This is a genomic window from Acidovorax sp. Q11 (assembly GCF_054950075.1).
On the sequence record NZ_JBUDZG010000005.1, the window covers coordinates 47,930 to 72,792 of the forward strand.

General features: G+C 65.7%; 23 protein-coding genes. 14 read left to right on the forward strand and 9 right to left on the reverse strand.

The features are described from left to right. Positions 1-1,281 carry an EAL and HDOD domain-containing protein gene (locus ACYZGB_RS06180; RefSeq protein ID WP_462387374.1) on the forward strand — a complete coding sequence of 427 codons (1,281 nt, stop codon included), beginning with the start codon at positions 1-3 and terminating at the stop codon, positions 1,279-1,281. 93 nt (positions 1,282-1,374) lie between these two features. Here the strand turns inward: ACYZGB_RS06180 and ACYZGB_RS06185 are convergent, their stop codons facing one another. From ACYZGB_RS06185 to ACYZGB_RS06195, 3 genes are all read right to left on the reverse strand, one after another. Further along, positions 1,375-2,340: a Bug family tripartite tricarboxylate transporter substrate binding protein gene (locus ACYZGB_RS06185; RefSeq protein ID WP_462387375.1), complete on the reverse strand. Its 966-nt coding sequence runs from the start codon at positions 2,338-2,340 to the stop codon at positions 1,375-1,377. A 65-nt stretch (positions 2,341-2,405) separates the two neighbouring features. Next, the gene (xerD, locus tag ACYZGB_RS06190) at positions 2,406-3,305 is read right to left on the reverse strand and encodes a site-specific tyrosine recombinase XerD (RefSeq protein WP_462387376.1); all 900 of its coding nucleotides are present in this window, start codon (positions 3,303-3,305) and stop codon (positions 2,406-2,408) included. 79 nt (positions 3,306-3,384) lie between these two features. Next, positions 3,385-4,350: a tripartite tricarboxylate transporter substrate binding protein BugE gene (locus ACYZGB_RS06195; protein ID WP_462387377.1), complete on the reverse strand. Its 966-nt coding sequence runs from the start codon at positions 4,348-4,350 to the stop codon at positions 3,385-3,387. Positions 4,351-4,476: 126 nt separating this feature from the next. Between ACYZGB_RS06195 and ACYZGB_RS06200 the strand changes: the two genes are divergently transcribed. Both ACYZGB_RS06200 and ACYZGB_RS06205 read left to right on the forward strand, forming a co-directional pair. Continuing rightward, the gene (locus ACYZGB_RS06200; protein WP_063462097.1) at positions 4,477-5,382 is read left to right on the forward strand and encodes an AEC family transporter; all 906 of its coding nucleotides are present in this window, start codon (positions 4,477-4,479) and stop codon (positions 5,380-5,382) included. Further along, positions 5,379-6,065 (forward strand): GDSL-type esterase/lipase family protein, encoded by a 687-nt coding sequence (locus ACYZGB_RS06205; RefSeq protein ID WP_462387379.1) that lies wholly within the window; start codon positions 5,379-5,381, stop codon positions 6,063-6,065. The genes ACYZGB_RS06200 and ACYZGB_RS06205 overlap by 4 nt, the downstream gene beginning before the upstream one ends. Before the next feature lie 82 nt (positions 6,066-6,147). Here ACYZGB_RS06205 and queG read toward each other — a convergent pair whose 3' ends face one another. Then, positions 6,148-7,194: a tRNA epoxyqueuosine(34) reductase QueG gene (gene queG / locus ACYZGB_RS06210; protein ID WP_462387380.1), complete on the reverse strand. Its 1,047-nt coding sequence runs from the start codon at positions 7,192-7,194 to the stop codon at positions 6,148-6,150. A 12-nt stretch (positions 7,195-7,206) separates the two neighbouring features. Here queG and tsaE point away from each other — a divergent pair, with 12 nt between their 5' ends. The 3 genes from tsaE (at position 7,207) to ACYZGB_RS06225 (ending at position 9,750) form a co-directional block, all read left to right on the forward strand. Then, entirely contained in the window at positions 7,207-7,725 is a 519-nt protein-coding gene (tsaE, locus tag ACYZGB_RS06215; protein WP_462387381.1) for a tRNA (adenosine(37)-N6)-threonylcarbamoyltransferase complex ATPase subunit type 1 TsaE, read from the forward strand. A gap of 21 nt (positions 7,726-7,746) precedes the next feature. After that, positions 7,747-9,213 carry an N-acetylmuramoyl-L-alanine amidase gene (locus tag ACYZGB_RS06220; RefSeq protein WP_462387382.1) on the forward strand — a complete coding sequence of 489 codons (1,467 nt, stop codon included), beginning with the start codon at positions 7,747-7,749 and terminating at the stop codon, positions 9,211-9,213. Between the two features lie 204 nt (positions 9,214-9,417). Continuing rightward, the gene (locus ACYZGB_RS06225) at positions 9,418-9,750 is read left to right on the forward strand and encodes a cupin domain-containing protein (protein ID WP_462387383.1); all 333 of its coding nucleotides are present in this window, start codon (positions 9,418-9,420) and stop codon (positions 9,748-9,750) included. Between the two features lie 42 nt (positions 9,751-9,792). On the opposite strand, the gene ACYZGB_RS06230 is transcribed toward ACYZGB_RS06225, so the two are convergent. Continuing rightward, entirely contained in the window at positions 9,793-11,373 is a 1,581-nt protein-coding gene (locus ACYZGB_RS06230) for a methyl-accepting chemotaxis protein (protein WP_462387384.1), read from the reverse strand. A 269-nt stretch (positions 11,374-11,642) separates the two neighbouring features. On the opposite strand from ACYZGB_RS06230, the gene ACYZGB_RS06235 reads away from it, so the two are divergent. Then, a complete protein-coding gene (locus ACYZGB_RS06235; RefSeq protein ID WP_462387385.1) occupies positions 11,643-11,882 on the forward strand; it encodes a glycine zipper 2TM domain-containing protein in 240 nt (79 codons plus the stop codon). Between the two features lie 261 nt (positions 11,883-12,143). Here the strand turns inward: ACYZGB_RS06235 and ACYZGB_RS06240 are convergent, their stop codons facing one another. Further along, positions 12,144-12,791: a DedA family protein gene (locus ACYZGB_RS06240; protein WP_462387386.1), complete on the reverse strand. Its 648-nt coding sequence runs from the start codon at positions 12,789-12,791 to the stop codon at positions 12,144-12,146. A gap of 101 nt (positions 12,792-12,892) precedes the next feature. On the opposite strand from ACYZGB_RS06240, the gene mutL reads away from it, so the two are divergent. Both mutL and ACYZGB_RS06250 read left to right on the forward strand, forming a co-directional pair. Continuing rightward, positions 12,893-14,983 (forward strand): DNA mismatch repair endonuclease MutL, encoded by a 2,091-nt coding sequence (mutL, locus tag ACYZGB_RS06245; protein ID WP_462387388.1) that lies wholly within the window; start codon positions 12,893-12,895, stop codon positions 14,981-14,983. A 30-nt stretch (positions 14,984-15,013) separates the two neighbouring features. Beyond that, positions 15,014-15,787, forward strand: a complete 774-nt coding sequence (locus tag ACYZGB_RS06250) for a hypothetical protein (protein WP_462387389.1) — start codon at positions 15,014-15,016, stop codon at positions 15,785-15,787. A gap of 296 nt (positions 15,788-16,083) precedes the next feature. Here the strand turns inward: ACYZGB_RS06250 and ACYZGB_RS06255 are convergent, their stop codons facing one another. Next, positions 16,084-17,247 (reverse strand): glycerophosphodiester phosphodiesterase, encoded by a 1,164-nt coding sequence (locus tag ACYZGB_RS06255; RefSeq protein WP_462387390.1) that lies wholly within the window; start codon positions 17,245-17,247, stop codon positions 16,084-16,086. A gap of 294 nt (positions 17,248-17,541) precedes the next feature. On the opposite strand from ACYZGB_RS06255, the gene ACYZGB_RS06260 reads away from it, so the two are divergent. Next, positions 17,542-18,375, forward strand: coding sequence for an alpha/beta hydrolase (locus tag ACYZGB_RS06260; protein WP_462387391.1), 834 nt, complete (start codon positions 17,542-17,544; stop codon positions 18,373-18,375). Positions 18,376-18,420: 45 nt separating this feature from the next. On the opposite strand, the gene ACYZGB_RS06265 is transcribed toward ACYZGB_RS06260, so the two are convergent. Further along, positions 18,421-19,764, reverse strand: coding sequence for a serine hydrolase domain-containing protein (locus ACYZGB_RS06265; RefSeq protein ID WP_462387392.1), 1,344 nt, complete (start codon positions 19,762-19,764; stop codon positions 18,421-18,423). Positions 19,765-19,958: 194 nt separating this feature from the next. Between ACYZGB_RS06265 and ACYZGB_RS06270 the strand changes: the two genes are divergently transcribed. From ACYZGB_RS06270 to ACYZGB_RS06285, 4 genes are all read left to right on the forward strand, one after another. After that, on the forward strand, positions 19,959-21,203 hold the full coding sequence (locus tag ACYZGB_RS06270; protein ID WP_462387394.1) for a multidrug effflux MFS transporter: 1,245 nt from the start codon (positions 19,959-19,961) through the stop codon (positions 21,201-21,203). Next, entirely contained in the window at positions 21,190-22,203 is a 1,014-nt protein-coding gene (miaA, locus tag ACYZGB_RS06275; protein ID WP_462387395.1) for a tRNA (adenosine(37)-N6)-dimethylallyltransferase MiaA, read from the forward strand. Before ACYZGB_RS06270 ends, miaA begins: the two co-directional genes overlap by 14 nt. Continuing rightward, on the forward strand, positions 22,200-22,853 hold the full coding sequence (locus ACYZGB_RS06280) for an ABC transporter ATP-binding protein (protein ID WP_462387397.1): 654 nt from the start codon (positions 22,200-22,202) through the stop codon (positions 22,851-22,853). Before miaA ends, ACYZGB_RS06280 begins: the two co-directional genes overlap by 4 nt. A gap of 193 nt (positions 22,854-23,046) precedes the next feature. Further along, complete coding sequence (locus tag ACYZGB_RS06285) at positions 23,047-24,255, forward strand: helix-turn-helix transcriptional regulator (RefSeq protein ID WP_462387398.1); 1,209 nt, start codon at positions 23,047-23,049, stop codon at positions 24,253-24,255. Between the two features lie 27 nt (positions 24,256-24,282). Here ACYZGB_RS06285 and ACYZGB_RS06290 read toward each other — a convergent pair whose 3' ends face one another. Continuing rightward, positions 24,283-24,711, reverse strand: coding sequence for an Hsp20/alpha crystallin family protein (locus ACYZGB_RS06290; RefSeq protein ID WP_056743473.1), 429 nt, complete (start codon positions 24,709-24,711; stop codon positions 24,283-24,285). Positions 24,712-24,863: the final 152 nt, after the last annotated feature.

Genomic DNA, 24,863 nt, shown 5'->3' on the forward strand with positions numbered 1-24,863 from the left:
ATGTCGAGCACACCTGAACAAGACACCCCGGACGCTGCATCCCCAGCGGTGGAGCCGGTGGACGAGAACCTCGCCATCATCGCCCGCCAGGCCATCGTGGACGAAAGCCGCGCGGTTTATGGCTATGAGCTGTTCGACCGCTCCACGGCCTCCGACTCGCACACCGCTGCCAGCGACGCCGCCCTGCTGTTCAACGCCCTGTCGTACGCAGGCACCGAGGCCCTGGTGGGCAAAAAGACGGTGTTCATCAACTGCACCCATGACAGCCTCTCGGGCGGCCACCTCGAGCTGATCCACCCCGAAAAGGTGGTGCTCGAAATCCCTCCCCTGCCCGATGGCGCCACGCCGGAAGAAATCGAAGGCCGCCTGCCCACGCTGGAGGCGCTGCGCACGCGCGGTTTCCGCCTGGCGTTTGACCAGCAAGCCCTCAAGCGCGCCTATACCAGCTGGCTGCCCCTGGCGGCCTTTATCAAGCTGGACATGCAGGCTTTCAAGCCGGAACTGGCCGCGCCGCTGGTCAAATTTGCCACCACCCACAGCAAGGCCACCCTGGTGGCTGAAAAGGTCGAGACTGCCGAGCAGTACGAGCTGATGAAGGGCCTGGGCGTGAAGCTCTTCCAGGGCTACTGGTTCGCCCTTCCCTCGCTGGTCAAGGCCACCACCATCCGGCCCTCGCAGGCCACCATCATCCAGCTCATCAACCTGGTGCGCAAACAGGCCAGCACGGCCGAAATCGAAGACCTGCTAAAAAAAGACCCCACGTTGTCTTTCAACCTGCTGCGCTTCATCAACTCGTCGGGTTTTGGCCTGTCGTGCGAAATCACCTCGTTCCGCCATGCGGTGATGATCCTGGGCCTGAAGAAGCTGTTCCGCTGGGCAGCCCTCTTGATGACCACCTCTCGCGCGGGCGGCGCGCCACCGGCCGTGGGCCAGACCGCCGTGGTGCGCGGCCGCCTGATGGAATTGCTGGCGGCCGAGCTGCTGCCACCTGAAGAATGCGACAACGCCTTTGTGGTGGGCGTGTTCTCGCTGCTGGACACCATGCTGAGCGTGCCGCTCGAAAAGGCCCTCGAATCCGTGGCATTGCCCGAGCCCGTGATGGACGCCCTGCTGCGCCGCACCGGTGTGTTCGCCCCCTTCCTGGAGCTGACCATTGCCTGCGAGAGCGGCGACGAAGTGGCTTTTGCCAAGAACGCCGATGCGCTGCACCTGTCCAACCGCCAGGTCAACTGGGCCCACCTGCAGGCACTGACCTGGGCCGAAAGCCTCAACGAGGAGTGACACCCCCGCCTGCAGCGCGTTTTTGCCGCTGCCCCAAAAGCAAAAGGGCCCTGGTCATCCAGGGCCCTTTTTTCGTTCACGAGGGAGCGTATGTCAGTTGCTGGCCTGGATCCCCGCCGCACGGATGATGCGCGCATTGTTCTCCGACTCCTGCGCGATCTGGCGTGCAAATTCTGCCGCCGTGCCGCCGGTGGGTACGTTGTCAGTGGCTTCGAGCTTGCTGCGGATGTCGGGCAGGGCCAGCGCCTTGTTCACCTCGGCATTGATGCGGGTGAGCACCGCCGCAGGCGTCTGCGCTGGCGCATAGATGCCAAACAGCGATGACAGGTTGGCGGCGGGCTGGCCCAGCTCGGCCAGCGTGGGCACCTGGGGCAGCGAATCAAGCCGCGCGGGCGCGCCCACCGCCAGCGGCTTGAGCTTGCCCGCCTTGATGTGCTGCAGCACGGCCGGGCCTGCATTGGTGGACAGCACCTCGTACTGCCCGCCCAGCGCGTCATTCATCTGCTGGCCACCGCCCTTGTAGGGCACATGCGTGATCTGCACCTGGCTTTTGCCCGCGATCTGCTCCAGCATGATGTGGCCCAGCGACGCCTGCCCCGAGGTCGCCCAGCGCACAGCCCCGGGCTTCGCCTGCGCGGTGGCCAGCAAGTCCTTGAAATCCGCAGCCTTGCTGGCAGAGGTGCCCAGCAACAGCACGGGCGAATACATCACGCTCACCACTGGGGCGATGTCTTTTTGCGGGTCGAAAGGCGACTTGCCCAGGTGCGGGTTCAGCGCCAGCGGGCTCACTGCTGCAAAGCCCAGGGTGTAGCCATCGGGCGCCGCCTTGGCGACAGCATCCACGCCCAGGCTGCCACTCGCACCCGCCTTGTTCTCGATGACCACCGGCGTGCCCAGCTGCACGGCCAGCTTGTCGGCCAGGGCGCGCGCCACGTTGTCGCTCACGCCACCGGCCGGGTAGGCCACCACGATGCGGATGGGTTTGGCCGTGGGCCAGGTCTGTGCCAGGGCCAGGGTGGGGACGCTCAGCAGCAGGACGCCAGCAAACAGTTTTTTCATGGGAGTTTCCTTGGGTGAATGGGGTGAGTCGAATCACCAACGAGCGCCAGGGCAACCCACCCACGCTATCCGCGCGGGTGGTGTTGCGCATGCAACGACTTGAGCCGCTCGCGCGCTACGTGGGTGTAGATGGTGGTCGTGGAAATATCAGCGTGCCCCAGCAGCAGCTGCACCACCCGCAGGTCGGCGCCATGGTTGAGCAGGTGGGTGGCAAACGCATGCCGCAGCGTGTGGGGCGACAGCGGCACGGTGATGCCCGCCACCTGCGCCCATTTTTTGACGATCACCCAGAACATCGCCCGCGTCATGCCACTGCCGCGCTGGGTCACGAACAGGTCATCAGTCTGCTGCCCGCCCAGGATGGCGCCGCGCGCCTCTTGCAGGTAGCGCTCCAGCCAGGCGCGCGCTTCGTCGCCAAACGGCACCAGGCGCTCCTTGCGGCCCTTGCCCATCACGCGCAGCACGCCCTCGTTCAGCCCCAGCTGAAAGGTCTTGAGGGTGACCAGCTCCGTCACGCGCAGGCCGCTGGCATACATCAGCTCCAGCATGGTGCGGTCGCGCAGGGCCAGGGGGTTGCCCAGGTCGGGCGCATTGAGCAAGGCTTCCACCTGCGCCTGCGACAAGGTCTTGGGCACCCGCAGGGGCTGGCGCGCGGCCTGCAGACGCAGCGTGGGGTCGGCCGTGATGCGCCGCTCGCGCAGCGCCCAGTGGAAGTAGCGGCGCAGCACCGTGAGCCGCCGGTTGGCCGAGGTGGCACGCGTTTGCGCATGGCGGGCCGCAAAGTAGGCGTTGAGGTTCAGCTCGGCCGTGTCGTCCAGCGCCAGCGCAGGCTCCTGGGCCGCGAGCCACTGCGCATAGAGCGTCAGGTCGCGCCGGTAGGCCGCCAGCGTGTTGCGCGAAAGGCCGTCCTCCAGCCACAGGGCGTCCACAAAGGCATCGATCGCGTTCAGGCTAGCAGCAAGCATGCAAAAACGATAGCACGTAAAAAAAGCCGCCCTGGCGAAGGGGCGGCTTTTTCGAAGTGACGGATGGAATGTTCTGCGCTTATTCGAGCGTCAGCTTCTGCTTGGCCACCACATCCTTGTAGACCGCGAACTCGGCCTTGATCTGCTCGGCAAACTGCTCGGGCGTGTTGCCCAGCACGATGGAGCCAGTGTCTTCGATGCGCTTTTTCACGGCCGGGTCTTGCAGTGCCGTGCGCACGGCGGCGTTGATCTTGTCCACCACGTCCTTGGGCAGGCCCTTGGGGCCCACGATGCCGTAGTAGGCCATGCGGTTCACCGGCTCCAGGCCCAGTTCCCTGAACGTGGGCACATTGGGCAGGGCCGCCACGCGCTGGGGTGCAGCCACCACGATGGGCACCAGGCGGTTTTCCTTGATGAAAGGCAGGGCCGAGGGCAGGTTGTCAAAAATCATGGGCACCTGGCCCGCCACCGTATCGTTGAGGGCCGGGCCCGCGCCGCGGTAGGGGATGTGGGTCACGAAGGTGCCCGAGAGGTTCTTGTACAACTCCATCTGCAGGTGGCCGATGCCGCCCGTGCCCGAGGACGAGTACGAATACTTGCCCGGCGACTTCTTGATCTCGGCCACGAAGGCCTTGTAGTCCTTGGCCGGGAAGCTGGGGTGCACCGCAATGATGTTGGGGGTGGCCGCGATGTTGATGATGGGCGTGAAGTCCGTCAGCGGGTTGTACGGCGTCTTGGGGTTGATGGCGGGGTTGGCAGCCGTGGTGGACACGGTCGCCACGCCCAGCGTGTAGCCGTCAGGGGCCGAACGGGCGGTTTCGGACGCACCCACGATGCCACCGCCACCGGCTTTGTTCTCCACGATCACGCTCTGGCCCAGGGCCTTGCCCAGCGGGTCGGCGATCACGCGCGCAATGATGTCGGTGGTGCCACCGGGTGCAAACGGCACCTGCAGCTTGATCACCTTGTTGGGATAGCCTTGGGCGGCAGCGGTGCCTGCTGCGGCAGCCAGTACGGTCAGCGCAAACCATTGACGACGATGCATGGAGTTCTCCTTCGTGCGGGTAACAAACAGCGCCGATGGTATGCGCAACCGCCGCGTTGGCGCCCTGCGGATTCCACATAAGGGCTAACCCCAAGGCCTCGCCGCGCATCAAGTATTCTCGGCAACGTGAACTACGCCCAGCTCCTGCTCCCCGACTTCTCCCTCATCCTCTGCGGCTACCTCATCTGCCGCTACACCGCCCTCAACCGCTCGGTCTGGCAGCCGGTGGAAAGCCTGGTGTACTACCTGCTTTTCCCGGTGCTTCTGTTCCAGTCCATCGTCAAGAGCCCGGTGGACATCAGCGCCGCCTCGGGGCTGATCGGCGCGGGCATGCTCTCGGGCGTGATCGGCATTGCGCTGGCCTACAGCCTGCCGCACTGGCCGTGGCTGGGCAAACGCATTGATGCGCGCGACCACGCCGCCAGCGCGCAGGTGGCGTTCCGCTTCAATTCCTTCATCGGCCTGGCGATTGCCGAGCGCCTGGCGGGCACGCAGGGCCTGTTGATGATTGCCGTGCTGATTGGCGTGTGTGTGCCGCTGTTCAACGTGGCGGCCGTGTGGCCCATGGCACGGCAGGGCCAGCACAGTTTTGCGCGCGAGCTGGTGCGCAACCCGCTGATCATTGCCACGGGGTCGGGCCTGGCGGCCAACCTGCTGGGCTTTCAGATCCCCGAGTGGGCCGTGCCCACGGTCAGCCGCATCAGTGCCGCATCGCTGGCCCTCGGGCTGATGGCCGCTGGCGCCGGACTGCAGTTTGGCCTGCTCACACGCGGCAAGGCGCTGAGCGTGGCGGTGCTGTCCATCCGCCACCTGGTGCAGCCCCTGCTGGCCTTCGCGCTGGCCCGGCTGTTTGGGCTGGACCCGGTGCAGACCACCGTGCTGCTGGCCTTCTCGGCCCTGCCCACGGCATCGACCTGTTATGTGCTGGCCGCCCGCATGGGCTACAACGGGCCCTATGTGGCGGGGCTGGTGACGTTGTCCACGCTGCTGGGCGTGGTGAGCTTGCCGTTTGCCCTGGGGTTTCTGCGATGACCGATCTTCTGAATCTCGACCCGCGCTCCACCCACACAGACTTGGCACGGCGCCGCACACTGGTGGCGAGCCTGGCGGCCATCGCCCTTGTGCCGCTGGCCGCCTGCGGGCGCAAGCCACCCCGGGCGCAGGCGCTGCCCGCTGGGGCCACGGTGCTGGCGCTGGGCGACTCGCTGACCTCGGGCGTGGGCGCATCGGCCGACACCGCCTACCCCGCCGTGCTGCAGCGCCTGACGGGCTGGAAAGTGGTCAACGGCGGTGTGTCGGGCGACACCTCAGCCCAGGCACTCGACCGCCTGCCCGGCCTGCTGCAAAAACACAACCCCGCGCTGGTGATCGTGAGCATCGGCGGCAATGACTTTCTGCGCCGCCAGAGCAGCGCCACCACCCGCACCAACGTGCAGCGCATCTGCGCCGACGCGCGCGCCAGCGGCGCCCAGGTGCTGCTGGTCGCCGTGCCCGAGCTGTCACTGATGGCCGCTGTGGGCAAACTCAGTGACCACGCGCTGTACCAAGAGGTGGCCGAGGAGTTGAAGATTCCCCTGCACAGCAAGGGCTGGTCGGGTGTGCTGGCGCAAGAGCGGCTGCGGTCCGACCAGATCCATGCCAATGCGGCGGGCTACGAGCAGTTTGCGCAAGGGCTGGTGGAGACACTCACAACCACTGGGTTGCTGGCGCGGTGAGGCTGCGGACGATCAAGCCGCAATTACTATTGTTTTTATAGCAACAAAAGCCTAACCATCGCGCGCAGAGGCCATTTTCCAATCAAATTTCCAGTGCCCAGGTCACATGCTCGCGCACCAGGGCGCTCTCGTCCTGCGCGCGCGACTGCAGCGCCGTGCGCAGCGTGGCATCGCCCGTGACGCGCAGCGCATTGCCCAGTGCCACCGCCACATTGCGCAGCCAGCGCTCATGCCCGATGCGGCGGATGGGGCCACCCTCGGTCATGCGCAAAAAGGTGGCTTCGTCCCACGCAAACAAATGCACCAGCTGCTGGCCCGACAGGCCCTTGCGCTCGTCAAAGTCGGGCAGGCGGCTGACCTGCGCAAACTTGTTCCAGGGGCAGATGAGCTGGCAGTCGTCACAGCCATAAATGCGGTTGCCCAACAGCGGCCGCAGCTCCAGCGGGATCGGCCCCGCATGCTCGATGGTGAGGTAGGAGATGCAGCGCCGCGCGTCGATGCGGTGCGGCGCGATGATGGCCTGTGTGGGGCAGATGTCGATGCATGCGCTGCAGCTGCCGCAGTGCGCGGTGACGGGCGCGCTCTCGGGCAGCGCCATGTCCACATAGATCTCGCCCAGAAAGAACGTCGACCCCGCCTCACGGTTGAGCACCAGCGTGTGCTTGCCGCGCCAGCCCTGGCCGCTGCGTGCGGCCAGCTCGGCCTCCAGCACCGGGGCCGAGTCGGTGAACACGCGGTGGCCAAACGGGCCAATGGCCTCGGCAATGCGGTCGCTGAGTTTTTGCAGCCGCGCGCGCAGCACCTTGTGATAGTCCCGCCCCCGGGCGTAGACCGAGACGATGCCCTCCTGCGGGCGGGTGAGACGCGACAGCTCGTGGGCCTGCCAGCCCTGGGCCGCGCCGTTGCCGGTATCGCGCGGCAAATAATCCATGCGCGCCGTGATCACGCTCACGGTGCCGGGCACCAGCTCGGCCGGGCGCGCGCGCTTCATGCCGTGGGACGCCATGTAATGCATCTCGCCATGGAATCCCTGCGCCAGCCAGGCCGAAAGCCCGGGCTCTGCGGCGGACAAGTCCACCCCCGCCACGCCGATTTGGGAAAATCCCAGCTCGCGGGCCCACTCCTGCATTTGAGGAACGAGTTGACTGTTGCACCACATACCGGCCAGATTGTAGAAAGCGGCGCCGATGCCCCTGCCGAAGCTACACGCCATTTCATCTGGCACAGCGAGGCCGACACCGAGGCCTTCGCACGCCAGCTGGCAGCGCAGCCGCTGCTGGCCAACGCCTTCCTCACCCTGCATGGCGACCTGGGCGCAGGCAAAACCACCCTGGTGCGCCACCTGCTGCGCGCTTTGGGCGTGCAGGGTCGCATCAAGAGCCCCACCTATGCCGTGGTGGAGCCCCACGAGGTGCCAAACCTCTCGATCTGGCACTTCGACTTCTACCGCTTCGACGACCCGCGCGAGTGGGAAGACGCGGGTTTCAGGGACATTTTTGCCAACCCGGGCCTCAAGGTGGCAGAATGGCCGGAAAAGGCTGCAGCGCTTACCCCGCCTGCGGATCTTGCTATCCACATTGAAGCAATCGATGACACCGAAAGGAAGGTCACTCTGCACGCCCCCACACCTGCCGGGCGCGCCATGCTGCAAGGACTCTGATACACCGTGAACCAGCCCCACATGCCCACCCCCTCCGCAAAGCAGCCCTCGCGTCGCGCTGTGCTGCAGATGGGCTCCCTGGTGTTGCTGCTGGGCACGCAGCAGATTGCGCGTGGCGCCACCATCCTGGCCGTGCGCGTGTGGCCTGCCCCGGAGTATTCGCGTGTGACCATCGAATCCGATGGTGCACTGGTGGCCAAGCAGTTTTTTGTGACCACACCACCGCGCCTGGCCGTGGACATCGAAGGCATCGACCTGAGCCCCGCGCTGCGCGAACTGGTGGCCAAGGTCAAGCCCGACGACCCCAACATCGCAGGCATCCGCGTGGGCCAGAACGCGCCCGGCGTGGTGCGCCTGGTGGTGGACCTGAAGCAGGCCGCCCTGCCCCAGGTCTTCACCCTGCCGCCCGTGGCCGCCTACCAGCACCGGCTGGTGTTCGACCTGTACCCCGCTGCGCCGGTGGACCCGCTGGAAGCGCTGATTGCCGAGCGCCTGCGCGATGCGCCCTCTGCAGACAAGCCTGCCCCCCTGGCCCCCATCCCCACGGCCACCACACGCCCCGGCGCGCCCGCTGCAGCCGCCAACCCGTCGGCCGAACACGACCCCCTGGGTGACCTGATCGCCCAGCGGGCCCAGCGCCCCGGACCGGCACCTGCACCTGCACCGGCAGACGCGCCCCCGCCAGCGGTGGCTGCAGCACCTGCAATGCCCCCCGCACCGGTCGAGCCGCCCCGCACCGGCAACCGCGCCACCGCCACCCACACCGACCGCCTCATCATCGTGGCACTGGACCCGGGCCATGGCGGCGAAGACCCCGGCGCCATCGGCCCCGCAGGCACGCGCGAAAAAGACGTGGTGCTGCGCGTGGCCTACCTGCTGCGCGACCGCATCAACGCCACCACCGTGGGCGGCAACCCCATGCGGGCCTACCTCACGCGCGACGGCGACTATTTTGTGCCCCTGGGCACCCGCGTGCAGAAGGCGCGGCGCGTGCAGGCCGACCTGTTTGTCTCCATCCACGCCGACGCCTTCACCACCCCCGCCGCCCGGGGCGCCAGCGTGTTTGCGCTGAGCCAGGGCGGCGCCTCCAGCACGGCCGCGCGCTGGCTGGCCAACAAGGAAAATCAGGCCGACCTGGTGGGTGGCATCAACGTGCAGTCCAAAGACCAGCATGTGCAGCGCGCGCTGCTGGACATGAGCACCACCGCACAGATCAACGACAGCCTCAAGCTCGGCTCCGTGCTGCTGGGCGAGATTGGCGGCATGGCCAAGCTGCACAAGCCGCGCGTGGAACAGGCCGGTTTTGCGGTGCTGAAGGCCCCTGACATCCCCAGCGTGCTGGTCGAAACCGCCTTCATCAGCAACCCCGAAGAAGAAAAACGCCTGCGCAGCAGCGCCTACCAGGAGCAGCTGGCCGATGCGCTGATGCGCGGCATCACGCGCTACTTCGCCAAGAACCCGCCGCTGGCGCGCAGCCGGTCGGTGTAGGCCTGGGTGCAGGTGCTTGTGGATGGCGCACCCGCAGACTGCGCGGCACCGGTAAACCCCGTGATTCCCCGGCCTTGCGCCACCTGCCAAGAGCGGGCAAAGTAGCCTTCACAGCCCCGCCTCACGCCGGCATTTCGCCCGAACACCCGCACCGTGCCACCGATGCGCCGAGGCAGGGAAGGAAGGACAGGAAGGAGAAAAACCATGGCCTTGCCCCATGCCCAATCCGGCCAGATCGTCAGCGTGCGCCCCCTGGGCGAGCGCCTGCCCGACACCCTCACCACCGCCATCCTGAAGGCGGGCCAGCTTGAAGTGATGCGCGTGGTCCTGCCCGTGGGCAAATCCATGAAAGAACACCAGACACCGGGCGAGGCCACGGTGCAGTGCATCGAAGGGGTGGTTGAATTTGCCAGCGACGGCGGCGTGCAGCAGCTGCACCCTGGAGACTTTGTGCACCTGGCGCCGCGTGCGCTGCATGCACTCAAGGCGGTGCAGCCCGCCTCGCTGCTGGTAACGCTGTGCCTGCAGGCGGGCTGACGGGGCAGCCACCGCGCTCCACGCTCATCCGGCCCAACCCGCTCACTGCCCCAGCCGGAACACGCTCACGGTCTGGGCCAGCTTGGCGGCTTGGTGCTTGAGGCTGTCGGCCGCTGCCGCGCTCTGCTCCACCAGCGCGGCGTTCTGCTGAGTGACCTGGTCGAGCTGCGTCACGGCCTCGCCCACCTGGCTGATGCCGATGGTCTGCTCGCTGGTGGCGCTGGAGATCTCGCCGATCAGGTCGCTCACACGTTTGACCTGGGTGACGATGTCCTCCATGCTCTGGCCCGCATTGCTCACCAGCTGGGCGCCGTTGTCCACTTTCTCCACGCTCGCGCCGATCAGGGTCTTGATCTCCTTGGCGGCAGAGGCTGAGCGTTGCGCGAGGCTGCGCACCTCGCTGGCCACCACGGCAAAACCCCGGCCCTGCTCGCCCGCGCGGGCCGCTTCCACCGCTGCGTTCAGCGCCAGGATGTTGGTCTGGAACGCAATGCCGTCGATCACCGCGATGATGTCGGTGATCTTTTTGGATGCAGCCGCAATGTCCTGCATGGTGGCCACCACCTGGCCCACCACCTCGCCCCCCTTCACGGCGGCGGCCGATGCCGAACCCGCCAGCACCGCCGCGCGCTGTGCGGTGTCGGAGTTGTTCTTCACGGTGCTGGTGATCTGCTCCATCGACGCCGCAGTCTGCTGCAGGTTGCTGGCCTGCTCTTCCGTGCGCTGGCTCAGGTCGGCATTGCCGGTGGCGATTTCGCTGGAGCCGGTGGCAATGCTGTCGCTGCTGTGGCGCACATCGCCCACGATGCGCACCAGCGAGGTCTGCATGCCCTCCATCGCGCGCATCATCTGAGCCACCTCACCGCGCCCCTGGGCGTGGATGGGTTGCGACAGGTCGCCCTCGCCAATGCGCTGCGCCACCTGGGCCACCTCGGCCAGCGAGCGGCGGATGCGCTGCACCACCACCCACGACAGCAGCACCAGCAGCGCCAGGCCCGCCACGCCTGCCACCAGCACGGTGGTGCGGTAGGACTGGATCAGCCCCGCCGCCTCGCCCGCCTGCTCGGCCGAGCGCTGCACCTGGTAGGCCACCATCTTGTCGGCCACTGCGTTGTACTGGTCCACCACCGGGGCAAAGCTGCCCAGCGCAAAACTCTTGGCCTGCGCCATGTCGCCCGCCTTTTTCAGCGCCAGCGCCTTGTCACGCACCTCCAGGTAGGGCTTGCGCACCGCCGCCAGTTCTTCCTGGATGCGCAGGCCCTCGGGGCTGTTCTCCAGCTCGGTGTAGCGCTTTTGCACCTTGCTGGTGTCGGCCGTGGTGGCGGCCACCATGTCCTTGAAGTAGTTCTGCAGGTCATCGCCCTCGGACTGGACGATGGAGAACACGCGCGTGGAGTTGACCGCAATGTTGCTGCGCCAGCGCAGTGCCAGCTGCAGCCGTTCGACCTGTTCGTTGGCCAGCCGGTCCACCGTGGCGCCCAGGTGCTGCACGCGCACCAGGCTCAGCCCCAGCACCACCACCAGGGCCAGAACGGCCACCCCCACGATCAGCCCGATCTGCTGCGCCACCGTGAGCTGCGTGCCCAGCCCTCCCCGGCTCGCCTGCGGTGCTTGTGGGTCCATGGGGTGCCTCCTTGTAAGAATGTGTATGCACAGGAAATGATCTGCCTGCGCCACGCGGTTGGCAACAGCTGGCAGTCCCACGTAAACCCTTAGCCTGCTCCAGACAACGCCCATTGCGCCCTGGAAACAAGGCCACGCGTCCTACAAGCGGCACGCGGGACGGCCTACACCCACAAAAACCACCAGCACCCAAAGTAGAGGCACAGGCCCACCGTCACGGCCGGTGATGGCAGACCACACGGCCTGCACCTTTTTTGAGGACCTACACCATGAAAATCCGACACATCCTTCTTGCAGGCACCTGCACCGCTGCCCTGGCTCTCGGGGGTTGCGCATCGAACCCATCACGTGCCCAGGTGGGCACCGGCGTAGGGGCCGTGGTCGGCGGCGTGGCTGGCAACGCGATTTTTGGCGGCCCGGTGGGCACCATCGGCGGCGCAGCGGCCGGTGCGCTCATTGGCCATGAGATCGGTGAAGACCGGGACCAGCGCCGCTACCGCCGCCGCTAACCCGGGCTTAACCCAAAATAGGCATAAAAAAGGCTGCTTGCGCGCATCCATCATGCGCAAGCAGCTCTATTTTTTATAGCAAAAACGAGCTATCAATTGCCCATAGCGCTACGCGCCACCCGCACGGGATGACACTGGCGCGGCGCAGGCCAGCGCCCCCGTGCAAGGGCCGTCCCGCCGCACCGGGGGCGTCCCCCTCCCGACTCGCGCAGCGAGTTGAGAGAGGGGGAAGGCGCGAAGCGACGCAGGGGGTGTTTCATTTCAGGCGATCTTGGTCTGGCGCCCCGCCCGCCAGGCGCCGAAGATGGCGATCAGGCCCGGCACAAAAATCAGCGCCCAGATGATCTTGTCCAGGTGCTCCCGCACAAAGGGCAGGTTGCCAAAGAAATACCCGGCCGTGCAAATGCCCAGCACCCACACCAGCGCGCCGCCCACGTTGTAGGCGCTGAACTTGGCGCGGTTCATCTCGGCCACGCCTGCAACAAAAGGCGCAAAAGTGCGGATGAACGGCATGAAGCGCGCGAGCACGATGGTGATGCCGCCATATTTTTCATAGAAGTTGTGCGCCTGGTCGAACGCACGGCGGTTGAACCAGCGCGAGTCCTCCCACTGGAACACCTTGGGGCCAAAAAAGCGGCCGATCGAGTAGTTGCACTGGTCGCCCAGGATGGCAGCGGCGATGAGGACGACGCAGGCCAGCGGAAAACTCATCATGCCCGCGCCGCACAGCGCCCCCACGATGAACAGCAGCGAGTCGCCGGGCAGGAACGGCATCACCACCACGCCCGTCTCCACAAACACGATCAGGAACAACAGCGCATACACCCACGCGCCGTAGTTCTGCACAAACATCTCAAGGTACTTATCGACATGCAGGATGAAGTCGATGAGGAAGGTGACCAGTTCCATGGGGAGGCCGGTGGGGGCACCGGACGTTAAAAAAGTTGCGGCATTATCCCCATCGGCCTGCGGCACACGCACCGATACCCATGCACGCACACCGCCCTAAAATGCCTCGGGTGAACGACGCACCATCCTCCCTTGCAGCGGCACAGCCCGCACCGGCCCCCGCCCCCCACCGCCGCCCCATCCGTGACCTGCCCGATGAGCTGATCAGCCAGATCGCCGCCGGTGAGGTGGTGGAGCGCCCCGCTTCGGTGGTGCGCGAGCTGGTGGACAACGCGCTGGATGCTGGCGCCACGCAGATCACCCTGCGCCTGTCCGCCGGGGGCGTGCGCCTGATCACCGTGGAAGACGATGGCGGCGGCATCCCGCAAGAAGAGCTGCCCGTGGCCCTGCGCCGCCACGCCACCAGCAAGATCACCAACCTGGACGACTTGGAAACCGTGGCCACCATGGGCTTTCGGGGCGAGGCGCTGGCCGCCATTGCCTCGGTGTCAGAAATGTCGCTGCTCTCGCGCCCTGCCGCCCAGGCCAGTGCCTTCCTGCTGGACGCCCGCAGTGGCGAGCTGCGCCCCGCCGCGCGCAGCACCGGCACCACGGTGGAGGTGAAGGAGCTGTTCTTCTCCACCCCCGCGCGCCGCAAGTTCCTGAAAACCGACGCCACCGAACTAGCCCACTGCATCGAGTCCGTGCGCCGCCACGCGCTGGCGCGGCCCGACGTGGGCTTTGCCATCTGGCACGAAGGCAAGCTGGTGGAGCAGTGGCGCGCCACCTTTGTGCCAGGCCAGGGTGATCCGCAGGACGCGCTCGCCCGACGCCTGTCGGACGTGCTGGGCGAAGACTTTGTCCCCCAATCGGTGGCCGTGCAGCACCGCGTGGGCCCCGTCACCGTCACCGGCCGCGCTGGCCTGCCCGACGCCGCCCGCTCGCGCCCCGACCACCAGTATTGCTACGTCAATGGCCGCTTTGTGCGCGACAAGGTGCTCACCCACGCCGCGCGCAGCGCATACGAAGACGTGCTGCACGGCCACAAGCAGCCCATCTATGCGCTGTATGTCGAGATTGACCCGGCGCGCGTGGACGTGAACGTGCACCCCACCAAGATCGAGGTGCGCTTCAGAGACAGCCGCGAGGTGCACCAGGCTGTGCGCCACGCGGTAGAAAACGCGCTGGCCGCCCCCCGCGCCGCCGCGCTGGCGGCAGCCAACACGGCAGCGCCTGCGCCCACGGCAGAAAATTTTGATAAAAAACAGGCCCTACCGCCCGCCTGGCAAGCCCAGGCAGCTATCAAATTTGAAGAACGTGGCCACCGCGTGCAAGACCTGCAAGCGCTGTGGGCGCCCAGTAGCAGTAGCAGTAGCAGTAGCAGTAGCAGTAGCAGTAGCAGTAGCAGTACCAGCAGCAGCAGTCCCGACCACGGAGCCCCCGCAGCATCGCCCGCCAGCATCGGAGGCCTGTGGGCACCCTCTGCCCAACCCGCACAGCCCGCCGAACACCAGGCAGCGCCCGACGGCCCGCAGACCGCCCCCGAAGCCGCTGAAATCATCGCCACGGCAGACACCACCACCTGGCCCACCGGTCGCGACAGCACCACCGCCCACTGGCCCTTGGGCCGTGCCGTGGCGCAGCTGCACGGTGTCTACATCCTGGCCGAAAACGCCCAGGGCATGGTCATCGTGGACATGCACGCCGCCCACGAACGCATCGTCTACGAACGCCTCAAGGCCCAGGTGGACAGCGGCGCCCGCATTGCCAGCCAGCCCCTGCTGATCCCCGCCACCTTCGCCGCCACGCCGCAAGAAGTAGCCACCGCCGAAGACTCCACAGAGGTGCTGGCCATGCTGGGCCTGGAGGTCGTGCCCTTCTCCCCCAAAACCCTGGCCGTGCGCGCTGTGCCTACCACCCTGGCAACAACGTCGGGTTTTGGCGACCCCGTGGAACTGGCCCGCAGCGTGCTGGCCGAACTGGCCCAGCACGACGCCACCACCGTGGTGCAACGCGCCCGCAACGAAATCCTGGGCACCATGGCCTGCCACGGCGCCGTGCGCGCCAACCGCAAGCTCACGCTGGACGAGATGAATGCCCTGCTGCGGCAGATGGAGACCACCGACCGCAGCGACCAGTGCAACCACGGGCGGCCGACGTGGCGGCAGTTGTCGATGAAAGAGCTGGATGGGTTGTTTTTGCGGGGGAGGTAAGGTTCCTCTGTAAGAAATTTAAGGGTACCAATGTCAGCAAAAAAACGTGTAGTAAATGGGCTGAATTTCATCTACAACTCTGGCCCGCAAAAACGCTATCGAGATGGAACAAGGCATTCCCGGTGGACACTTGTCGTCGATGAAAATTTTCTAAAGACTTTTGATGGGGGAATCGTCCCATCAAGCGCTCTGGCCGAAGCTGATGCGTTGGAGGTTGTCCTGCCAGACAAAATGATTTACAACCCCATTTCCTGGGAGGAAAGCGCTGCAGCCAAGATTAAACGCGTTTCTACACAGATGTGCAGCTTTCCTCTCAAGCATTTGAAAATAGATAGCTTCAAGAATCTACATGAAATTCGGGGAAGAGGGACTAATTTTCCAGATCTAGATCTGGGCCGTTTTGACTGCCTCGAACTAGCCAGTGTTTTCGATCTAACCGATTCAAAACTACTGAAGGGATGTAGAAAGGTCTACGAGCTATTGCTTTGGAGTACAAATATCGCAAAACTTGATCCCAATTGGCTTGCCAATTGCAGCCAATTGCGATTGCTGGAATTTATTGAATGCTCGGGCTTCGAAAATTTACAGACAATGCCCACAGTTGAGTTTTTACGCGTGGTCAAGCCATCAAAATCATTCACCTTATCTACTCTATTGAAGAGTTTTCCATCGGCTCGCTCATTGGACATCCAAGGCATTCGAATGCCCCAGATTGATTGCCATCTACCTGACACGATCGAGCTATTCATTGCCAATGGAAAGATTATAAAAACAACAGAGAAAATTAAGGAGTCACCGGACTAATCTTTTTGCGCCGGCTCCCCCGCAATAGACGTCGAATACACGGCTGCAGGCGCCTCACCCGCTGCCCCAGTCAACCAGACTTTTTTCTGTGCAATAGTTCATGTAGATTGATTTAAATTCTCAGGTTTTTGACCGCAATTCGCCGCAGTCAGTGTGAGAAATATTTCAAACAGTAGCCTGCAAAAAAAGATGGGAAGTTGAGCAGTACACCGAAAAACAAAAAGCGCCGTGAGGCGCTTTTTGTTTTGTATGGCGAGAATTCCACTCTGAAAAACAGGCGGGCAATACACCATTTATCAGTTATCCCGAGCCGCCTTCGCGTGGTCCGGGAAGTCGCTGAACACCCCATCCACACCCAGGTTGTAGAACAGCTTGTACTCAGCCTTGGGGTCGCCCTTGAAGTCCGAGGCCAGGCGGCGGGCTTCGCTGCGGAAGGTGTAGGGGTGCACCATCAGGCCTTCGGCGTGGGCGTTTTTCACCACGTCGGTGGGGGGCATCATCACGCGGTCGCGGTCGTCGATCTTGCCGTCGCCGTTCAGATCGTCGGGCTTGCCGTCCTTGTTGGCGTCCACCTGCTTGGAGGGGATCAGGTACGGCTTCCAGGGTCCGATGCCGTCGGCGTAGGTCTTGACTTCCTTGAGGCCTGCGGGGGTGAGCAGGCTGGCAAAGGTGCGCTTGTCACCGGCCACGGCAAAGTCGTAGGGTTTGTCGTAGGGGGCCACCAGCGACATGGTGCCATCCGGGTTCACGTCGTCCGCGTCCACCAGCTGCACGAGGCGGATCTGCGTCTTGGTGCGCAGGTATTTGAGGTTGGACACCTCAAACGACTGCACGATGACGGGTGAGGTCTTGCTGGTGTAGCCGTACTTGGCCAGCACAGCCAGCAACCTGTCTTCCAGCTGCAGGCCCAGGTTGACGTGGTAGGTGGGGTGCTTGGTTTCGGGGTACACACCCACCGTGCGGCCAGCCTTGGTGCCTTCGCTCTTGGCCAGATCCAGCACTTCTTCCAGCGTGGGGATCTGGTACTTGCCGTTGTGCGACTGGTCGCGTTCGGACATGGGCTGGATGGCACGCAGGGTCTTGATTTCGGCCAGGGTGAAGTCCGAGGCGAACCAGCCTTCTTCTTCCACGCCGTCCACCATCTTCTTGGTCTTGCGGTTGGCAAACTCAGCGCGGGTGGACACATCGGTGGTGCCGGTGATGTTGGGCTCGTGGCGGGCGATCAGCACGCCGTCCTTGGTGGCCACCAGGTCGGGCTCGATGAAATCGGCACCCAGCTCCACCGCACGCTTGTAGCTCTCCAGCGTGTGCTCGGGCAGGTAACCACTGGCGCCACGGTGACCAATCACCAGGGGCTTGTCGCCGTTCAATGTGGGGTAGGGGCTGTCGTCGCTGCCGCCGCAGGCTGCCAGCATGGCCGCCACGGCCAGAACTCCCCACTTCGCACCAGAAATGTGCATGCTCTTCTCCTCGTTGTGTTTAGAACCGCCGAACTGTGGGCCCGCCTTGTGACAAGGCTGTGACGCCCTTCTTGCCAACCGGTGACGGTTTTATGCCGCCCACCAGAGGCACCAACATGTGGCAAATCACCAGCACATTCCCCACCATTGTGCAGAGACATCTGCGTGGAAGCATCACTTTTGAACATAATTCGATGCTGCAGCGCGGCATTGCCTTCTTTTAGAGACAATCGGCACAACGTTTGCATGAAAGAAGGAAAGAACTTTCCGGCATCGCGCCAATCTGTCCTCTTCATGAAACGCACCCCTGCCCTGATTTCCCTGGCGCTGGCCATTGCCGTCCTGGCGGGCTGCGCCACCCTTGACGCCAAGCAGCGCGAGTGGATCTTCCAGCCCAGCGACCGCAGCTGGGGCGGTGCCCCCTCCACCGAGGGCATGGAGGATGTGTGGATCGACTTCCAGTCCGACACCAGTGGCAAGGCCGAGCGCCTGCACGGACTGTGGCTGCCCCATGAGCGCAAGGACGCGCCCGTGCTCCTGTACCTGCACGGTGCACGCTGGAACGTGGCGGGCTCGTCCAACCGCATCCGGCGCATGAAGGAGCTGGGGTTCTCGGTGCTGGCCATCGACTACCGGGGCTTTGGCCGCAGCAGCGCAGGCCTGCCGTCCGAGGCCACCGCCGCCGAGGACGCCAGCGCCGCCTGGGCCTGGCTGGCGCAGCACAAGCCGAACAAGCCCCGCTACATCTTTGGCCACTCGCTCGGCGGCGCGATTGCCATCGACCTGGCGCGCCAGGTACAGGATGAGCAGGGCACCATCGTCGAAGGCACCTTTACCAGCATTCCTGAAGTGGTCAGCACCTTCAAGTGGGGCTGGCTGCCGGTGTCGGGGCTGATCACGCAGCGGTTTGAATCCGTGCGCAAGGTGGCGGAAATCGGCTCGCCCCTGCTGGTGGTGCACGGCAGCGAGGACAGCCTGATCCGGCCCAGCCTGGGCCGCAAGCTGTACGAAGCGGCGGCCGAGCCCAAGCGGTTTGTGCTGGTGGAAGGCGGCTCGCACCACAACACCAACGCCGTGGGCCATGGCCTGTACCGCGAAGCCATGGTGGCGCTGTTCAAGCTGAAGTAAGCGCCCGGGCCAAAGCCCAGGCGCTGCGAACGCAACGCAGAAACCTCAGCGGCGCACCGCCTGCGCCAGCGCCGCCCAGGCCTTGAGCGTGAGCGGGTGGGTAAAGCCCGCGCCCGCCACCGGGTGCGACGAGAGCTTGATCACCACCATCTCTGCGGCGGGGTTCACGTGGATGAACTGGCCGTGGATGCCTGCGGCCTCAAAGGCGCCGTCGGCGTTGTGCAGCACCCACCACTGGTTGCGGTAGCTGTAGCCGGGGCGAAACGCCATGCCGCCCATCTTGAACTTCTCGCGGTCACCGCCCTTGGCGGTGTCGTCGATCACGGCCTTGTCAAAAATCTTCTGGCCGTTGTAGCTGCCGCCCAGGCGCAGCATTTCGCCAAACCGCGCCAGGTCGCGCGCCGTGGCGTTGAGCCCCGCGCCCTGCAGCGGTGTGCCCACGCTGTCCACCATCACGTGGGCGTCTTCCTCCATGCCCAGCTTCTGCCAGACGTTGTCGCTCATCAGCTCGGCCCAGTGTTTGCCCGTGGCGCGCGAAACGATCCAGCCCAGCACCTCGGAATGCACGGTGCGGTAAAAAAAACCTGCGCCGTGTTCGCCTTCCTTCTTGAGCGTTTTGAGGAAGTCATACACATTGGTCGGCCCCTGGTAGCCCGGCGGGCGCGGCAGCATGCCGCTGGACCAGCTGTAGCCAAAAATTTCGGTGGTGGGGTCGGTGTAGACCTCGCGGAAGCGCACGGCCCCCGTCATGTCCATCACCTCGCGCACCTTCATGTCGCCCCAGGCCGAGTCGGCCAGCTCGGGCACGTACTTGGTCACCAGCGCATTGGGGTCAATCTTGCCCTCGTGCGCCAGCTGCGCGGCCATGAGGCCGGTGAACGACTTGGTGACCGAGAACAGCAGGTGCGGCGTGTGCGGCTTCATCTGGTTGTCGTAGCGCTCGTACACCACGCGGCCCTTGTGCATCACCACCAGCGCATCGGTGTAGGTGCGGGTGAGCCACTGGTCCACCGTGATGGTCTGGCCCTTGTCATCGTCAAACACCACGCCGCCCAAGGGCTTGGGGTCTGCAGGCAGGGGCGAGGGTGCCGCACTGCCCCGGCGGATGTTGTGTGTGGGCTGTAGCTCGCGCAGGTGCTGCAGCGCCCAGCGCATCTGCGGGTATTTGAAGGAATTGCTCAGGTCTACGCGCTGCGCGCCTTCGGGCGGGAAGGTGGTCATGTAGCCCAGCTTGTCGAGTGTCACGCTCTCGGGCGCGGGCAGTGCGGGGGCCTGGGCCTGGGCGGCCAGGGCGGTGCCCAGGGCGGCCAGCGCCAGCGCGCTGCGCAGCCGGGTGGCCACGGCGCGGCGCCAGCCCTGGGGCTCCCGGGGGGTTGTGATCTTGTGCATGGGATGTCTCCTGGTTTGTTGTGTTGTGTGTTGTTGTGCGACGGCCTGGGCCCGGCCAGCCGCACCAGCATGGTGCTGGGCCACTGGGCCTACCTCTGTCACCCGCGCGACGCGCGTCACACACCAGTTCTCACCACCTCTCACAAGCCCGCCCGGCCCGGTGCCCCCCCCCCATCTGGTACCCTCAGACAGATATGTCTGCCCCCTCCGCCACCGCCCTGCCTGCGGCCCCTGTCCCTGTCTCGATCCACCCCGGCCTGGCCATTCTGGTGCTGGCCCTGCTGCTGTCCATCCAGCCCGTCACCACCGACCTGTACCTGCCCGCCCTGCCCGCGCTCACCCGCAGCCTGGGCGCACCGCTGTCGGCGGCTCAGCTCACCCTGAGCGGCCTGCTGCTGGCGTTTGGCTGCTCGCAGATGGTGTGGGGCCCGCTGTCTGACCGGTTTGGCCGCCGCCCCGTGCTGCTGGCGGGCCTGACCATCTACACCGTGGCCTCGGTGGGCAGCGCGCTAGCGCCCAGCATGGCACTGCTCATCGTGTGGCGCATTGCCCAGGGTGCGGCCATGGGCGCGGTGGTGATGTGCGCGCGCGCCATCGTGCGCGACCTGTACACGCCGCTGGAGGGCGCACGCGCCATGTCCAAGGCGCTCACAGGCCTCGGGATCGTGGCCTGCATCTGCGCGCCGCTGGGCGGGCTGCTGAGCGAATGGCTGGGCTGGCGCGCCGCGCTGTCTGCCCTGACGGTGTACGCGATCGTCACCCTGGCTGTGGTGGCACTGCGCATGCCCGAGACACTGGCACAGCGCAACCCGCAGGCCCTGCAGCCGCGCGCTCTGGCCAGCACCTGGCTGCATGTGCTGAAGAGCCCCACCTTCTGGGCGTTTTCGCTGCAGACCACCGCCACCTACGGCGGGCTGTTCACGTTTCTGGCGGCGTCGTCGTTTGTCTACATCGACGTGCTGGGCCTCTCGCGCACGCAGTTTGGCTGGACCATGGCATCGGCCTGCGCGGCCTACCTGGGGGGCACCTTCTTGTGCCGCCGCCTGCTGGCCCGCCACGGGCTGCAGCGCACGGTGGCCATTGCCGGGGGGCTGAGTGTGGCCGGCGGCACGCTGATGGCGCTGGTGGCCTGGATGGGCTGGCACCACCCCTGGGCCTTGCTGCTGCCGTTCTACCTTTTCATGCTGGGCCATGGCATCCACCAGCCCTGCGGACAAAGTGGCGCCGTGGGGCCGTTTCCGCAGGCAGCGGGCGTGGCGTCGGCCCTCAACGGTTTCATGATGATGCTGGCGGCCTTCGCGATTGGCGGCTGGCTGGGCCAGCGGCTCGACGGCACGGTGTGGCCGCTGGTCAGTGGCATCTGGTTCTGGTCGGTGGTGCTGGCCCTCATCTCGTGGACGCTGGTGCAGAAGTTTGGAGCCGCCCGTGACCGCGCCTGAGCCCCATGACGACCTGCCCCTGATCGCCCTGGCAGGCCCCACCGCATCCGGTAAAACCGCTGGCGCATTGGCGCTGGCCGCCGTGCTGGGCAAACAAGGCCAGCCGGTCGAGATCATCAGCGTGGATTCGGCCCTGGTGTACCGGGGCATGGACATTGGCACAGCCAAGCCCACAGCGGATGAACGCGCTGCCGTGCCCCACCACCTCATCGACATCCGCGACCCGCTGCAGGCCTACAGCGCCGCCGAGTTTGTGCAAGACGCCACCCGGCTCATCGCCGAAATACGCGCACGCGGCGCCCTGCCGCTGCTGGTGGGCGGCACCATGCTGTACTTCAAGGCGCTGTTCGACGGCATCGATGACATGCCCGCCGCCGACCCCGAAGTGCGCGCCAAGATCGAGGCCCAGGCCGCCGAACAGGGCTGGCCCGCAATGCATGCCGAGCTGGCGCGGGTGGACCCGGTCACAGCAGCGCGCCTGGCGCCCGGCGACAGCCAGCGCATCCAGCGCGCGCTGGAGGTGTGGCAGGTGTCCGGCCAGCCGCTGTCAAGCTTTCACACTACAAAAAAAGGAGCTAACAACGCTTTACCAGAGCGCGGAAACGCCCTTTTTTCCTTGGAACCCGACGACCGGGCCTGGCTGCACGACCGCATTGCCCAGCGTTTTGACGCCATGCTGGCCGGTGGTTTCATCGACGAAGTGCAGGCCCTGCGCGCACGCGGCGACCTGCACCCCGACCTGCCCTCCATGCGCTGCGTGGGCTACCGCCAGGTGTGGGACGAGCTGGACTTCATCGCCGCACAAGCGCCCGGCCGCCCCATCAACATGGGCCTGCTGCGCGAACGCGGCATTGCCGCCACGCGCCAGCTGGCCAAGCGCCAGATCACCTGGCTGCGCAGCATGCCGCAGCGCCACACCATCGCCTGCGACCACCCCCACGCCGTGGCCCAACTGGTGCAGGCCGTGCTGCAGCGGCTCGCGCAGCACGCCCCATCATGACCCTGCTGCGCGTGGACGGTCTGGGCAAACACTACGGCAGCGCGCCGGTGTTTGCCAACGTGCAGTTCAGCGTGGCGCCCGGCGAGTTCGTCGCCATCGTCGGCGACTCAGGCGTGGGCAAGTCCACCCTGCTCAACTGCCTGGCGGGCCTGGACACCTGGGACACCGGCACCATCACCCATGGCACCACCGACCTGGGCCAGCTGGACGACACACAGCGCGCACTGTGGCGCCGCGCCCACGTGGGCTTTGTGTTCCAGGCCTTCCACGTACTGCCGCACCTGGACGTGGCGCAGAACGTGGCCCTGCCGCTGATGCTGCTAGGACAAAGCGAGCCCGAGCGCGTGCAGCACATGCTGACCGCCGTGGGCCTGCAGGGCCTGGGCGCACGGCTGCCACAGCAGCTCAGCGGCGGCCAACTGCAGCGCGTGGCCATTGCCCGCGCGCTGGTGCACCGCCCCGCCCTGCTACTGGCCGACGAGCCCACCGGCAACCTGGACCCCACCACCGCTGCGCGCGTGATGGACCTGCTGCTGGCGCAGACGCGCGAGCAGGGGGCATCGCTGGTGCTGGTCACGCATTCGGATGCGGCGGCAGCGCGGGCGGACCGGGTGCTGCGCCTCACGGCTGACGGCATCGCCCCGCACTGAGGGCGGCGGCCGGGCCCGCTGCGGTGCCGCTGTGACACAACAGCCGGGGTACACGGGTTGCCCCCGCGCACCCCGGATGTGGCAGTCCCACCAGGAACACAGCACCTTTGTATCCATTCGTGTTGTCCTCGGCATCCCCCAAACGTATGATTTGGAAGACTGCACGGCCCGATCGCCCCCGGAACGAGGACCCATGACCACGCTGCCGACCTACGCCCCCAACGACATCGGAATGCCAGGCCTGATCCGCAGCGTCTATGACGCCGCACTGGACGCCAGGCGCTGGCAGGAGTTCCTGGCGCGCTTTGCAGCCGAGTTCTCGTCGCAGGCCACGATGATCTTTGGCCAGGACTTTTCAGACGGTTCTGTGGAGGTGACGGGGGGCTCGACCTCGCTCGCGGCCCACCATGGAGTGGGTGACGACGCCATGGCGAGCTTTGCGGCCCATTACTGCCGCACCAATGTCTGGACGCAGGATGAGCGCATGCACCACGAGGGCTGCATCGTCAATGGGTCCAAGTTCTATCCGGACAAACATTTGCCGCGCACCGAATGGCATTGCGACTGGCTTCGTCCGCTCGACCTGTTCTACACGCTGGCTGCGGTGGTCGAAAAGCGCCGCCACCGCTCCTTCAACGTCACGGCCGTGCGCAGCAAGCGCTGTGGCCCCTACACGGCCGACGAAGAACTGCGGCTGCAGTCGCTGGTGCCGCACCTGCAGACGGCCTTTGCGCTGCACTGGCGCCTGCACCGCGCCGAGGCCCTGGCCCATGCGTCGCTCTCGGTGATGGAAAGCCTGCCCATGGGGGTGGTGCTGCTGGGCGAAGGCGCCTGCCTGCTGCACGCCAATGGCCGCGCGCACTCATTAGCCCAGTCCAGCGGGCTGTTGTGCATCCATGAACGCGATGGCCTGCATGCCACGCAGCACGCAGACGACCAGCGCCTGCAGGCCGCCATGCAGGCCGCCATGCGGGCGGTGGTGTCCACACCCACCGGCGCGCCCATGCACGCGGGCACGGGCATGCGGCTGCGCAGCCTGACTGGCAGCGAGCTGCATGTGATGGTGGCGCCGCTGCCGCATTGGTCCGAACCCTTCGGCGCCCATGCCTGTGGTGCCGTCTTCATCAGCAACCCGGCCAGCGCGCTGCAGTCGCTCGAAGGCGTGCTGCGCAGCCTGTACGGCCTCACACCCGCCGAAGCCCGCCTGGCCCAGGGGTTGGTCAATGGCTTGTCGCTGCAGGAATATGCCGAGCAACAGTCGGTGTCCATTCACACCGTGCGCAGCCAGTTCCGCACCATCGCCACCAAGGCGGGCGTGGGGCGCCAGACCGACTTTGTGCGTGCCGTGCTCACCGGCCCCGCCATGCTGCGGCGGGCCGATGCTGCCATGGCCGTGCCCTGACGCACAGGCACCGCCGAGGCACCGCGGTCACTCGATATTCAGCCGCTGCGCCGCCTTGTTCACCTTCTTGGGCAGGTTCAGGGTCAGCACGCCGTTGTCGTACTTGGCCTTGGCCTGGGCAGCGTCCACATCGGCAGGCAGCTGGAAGCTGCGGGCCACAGCGCCGAAGTAGCGCTCGCTGCGCAGCACCTTTTCGCCCTCGCGCTTTTCATCGTGCTGGCGCACCTCGGCGCGCAGGCTCACCACATTGCCTTCGAGCGAGACATGGATGTCCTCCTTGGCCACGCCGGGCACTTCGGCCTGCACGGTGTAGCCGCCTTCGGTCTCCTTCACATCCACCTTGATCTGGCTGGGCGACGGCAGGTTGTCGCCATGCAGCGGGCGGACGTAAAAGCCGGGGGCGATGTCCTTGAAGAAGTCGTCAAACAGACTGCCACGGGTCACGAGAGAGTTCATGGTTTTGCTCCTGAAAAGGGGTTGGTACAAACAACCGGGCCTGCGCAGGAGGGCGGGCCCCTGAGAGGGTGTGAACAAAACCTACATGCCTGTGCGCGGGGCTCATTCACACCTTCTGGCTCCAAGATAGGCGCAGCCTTTCGGCACTTCAA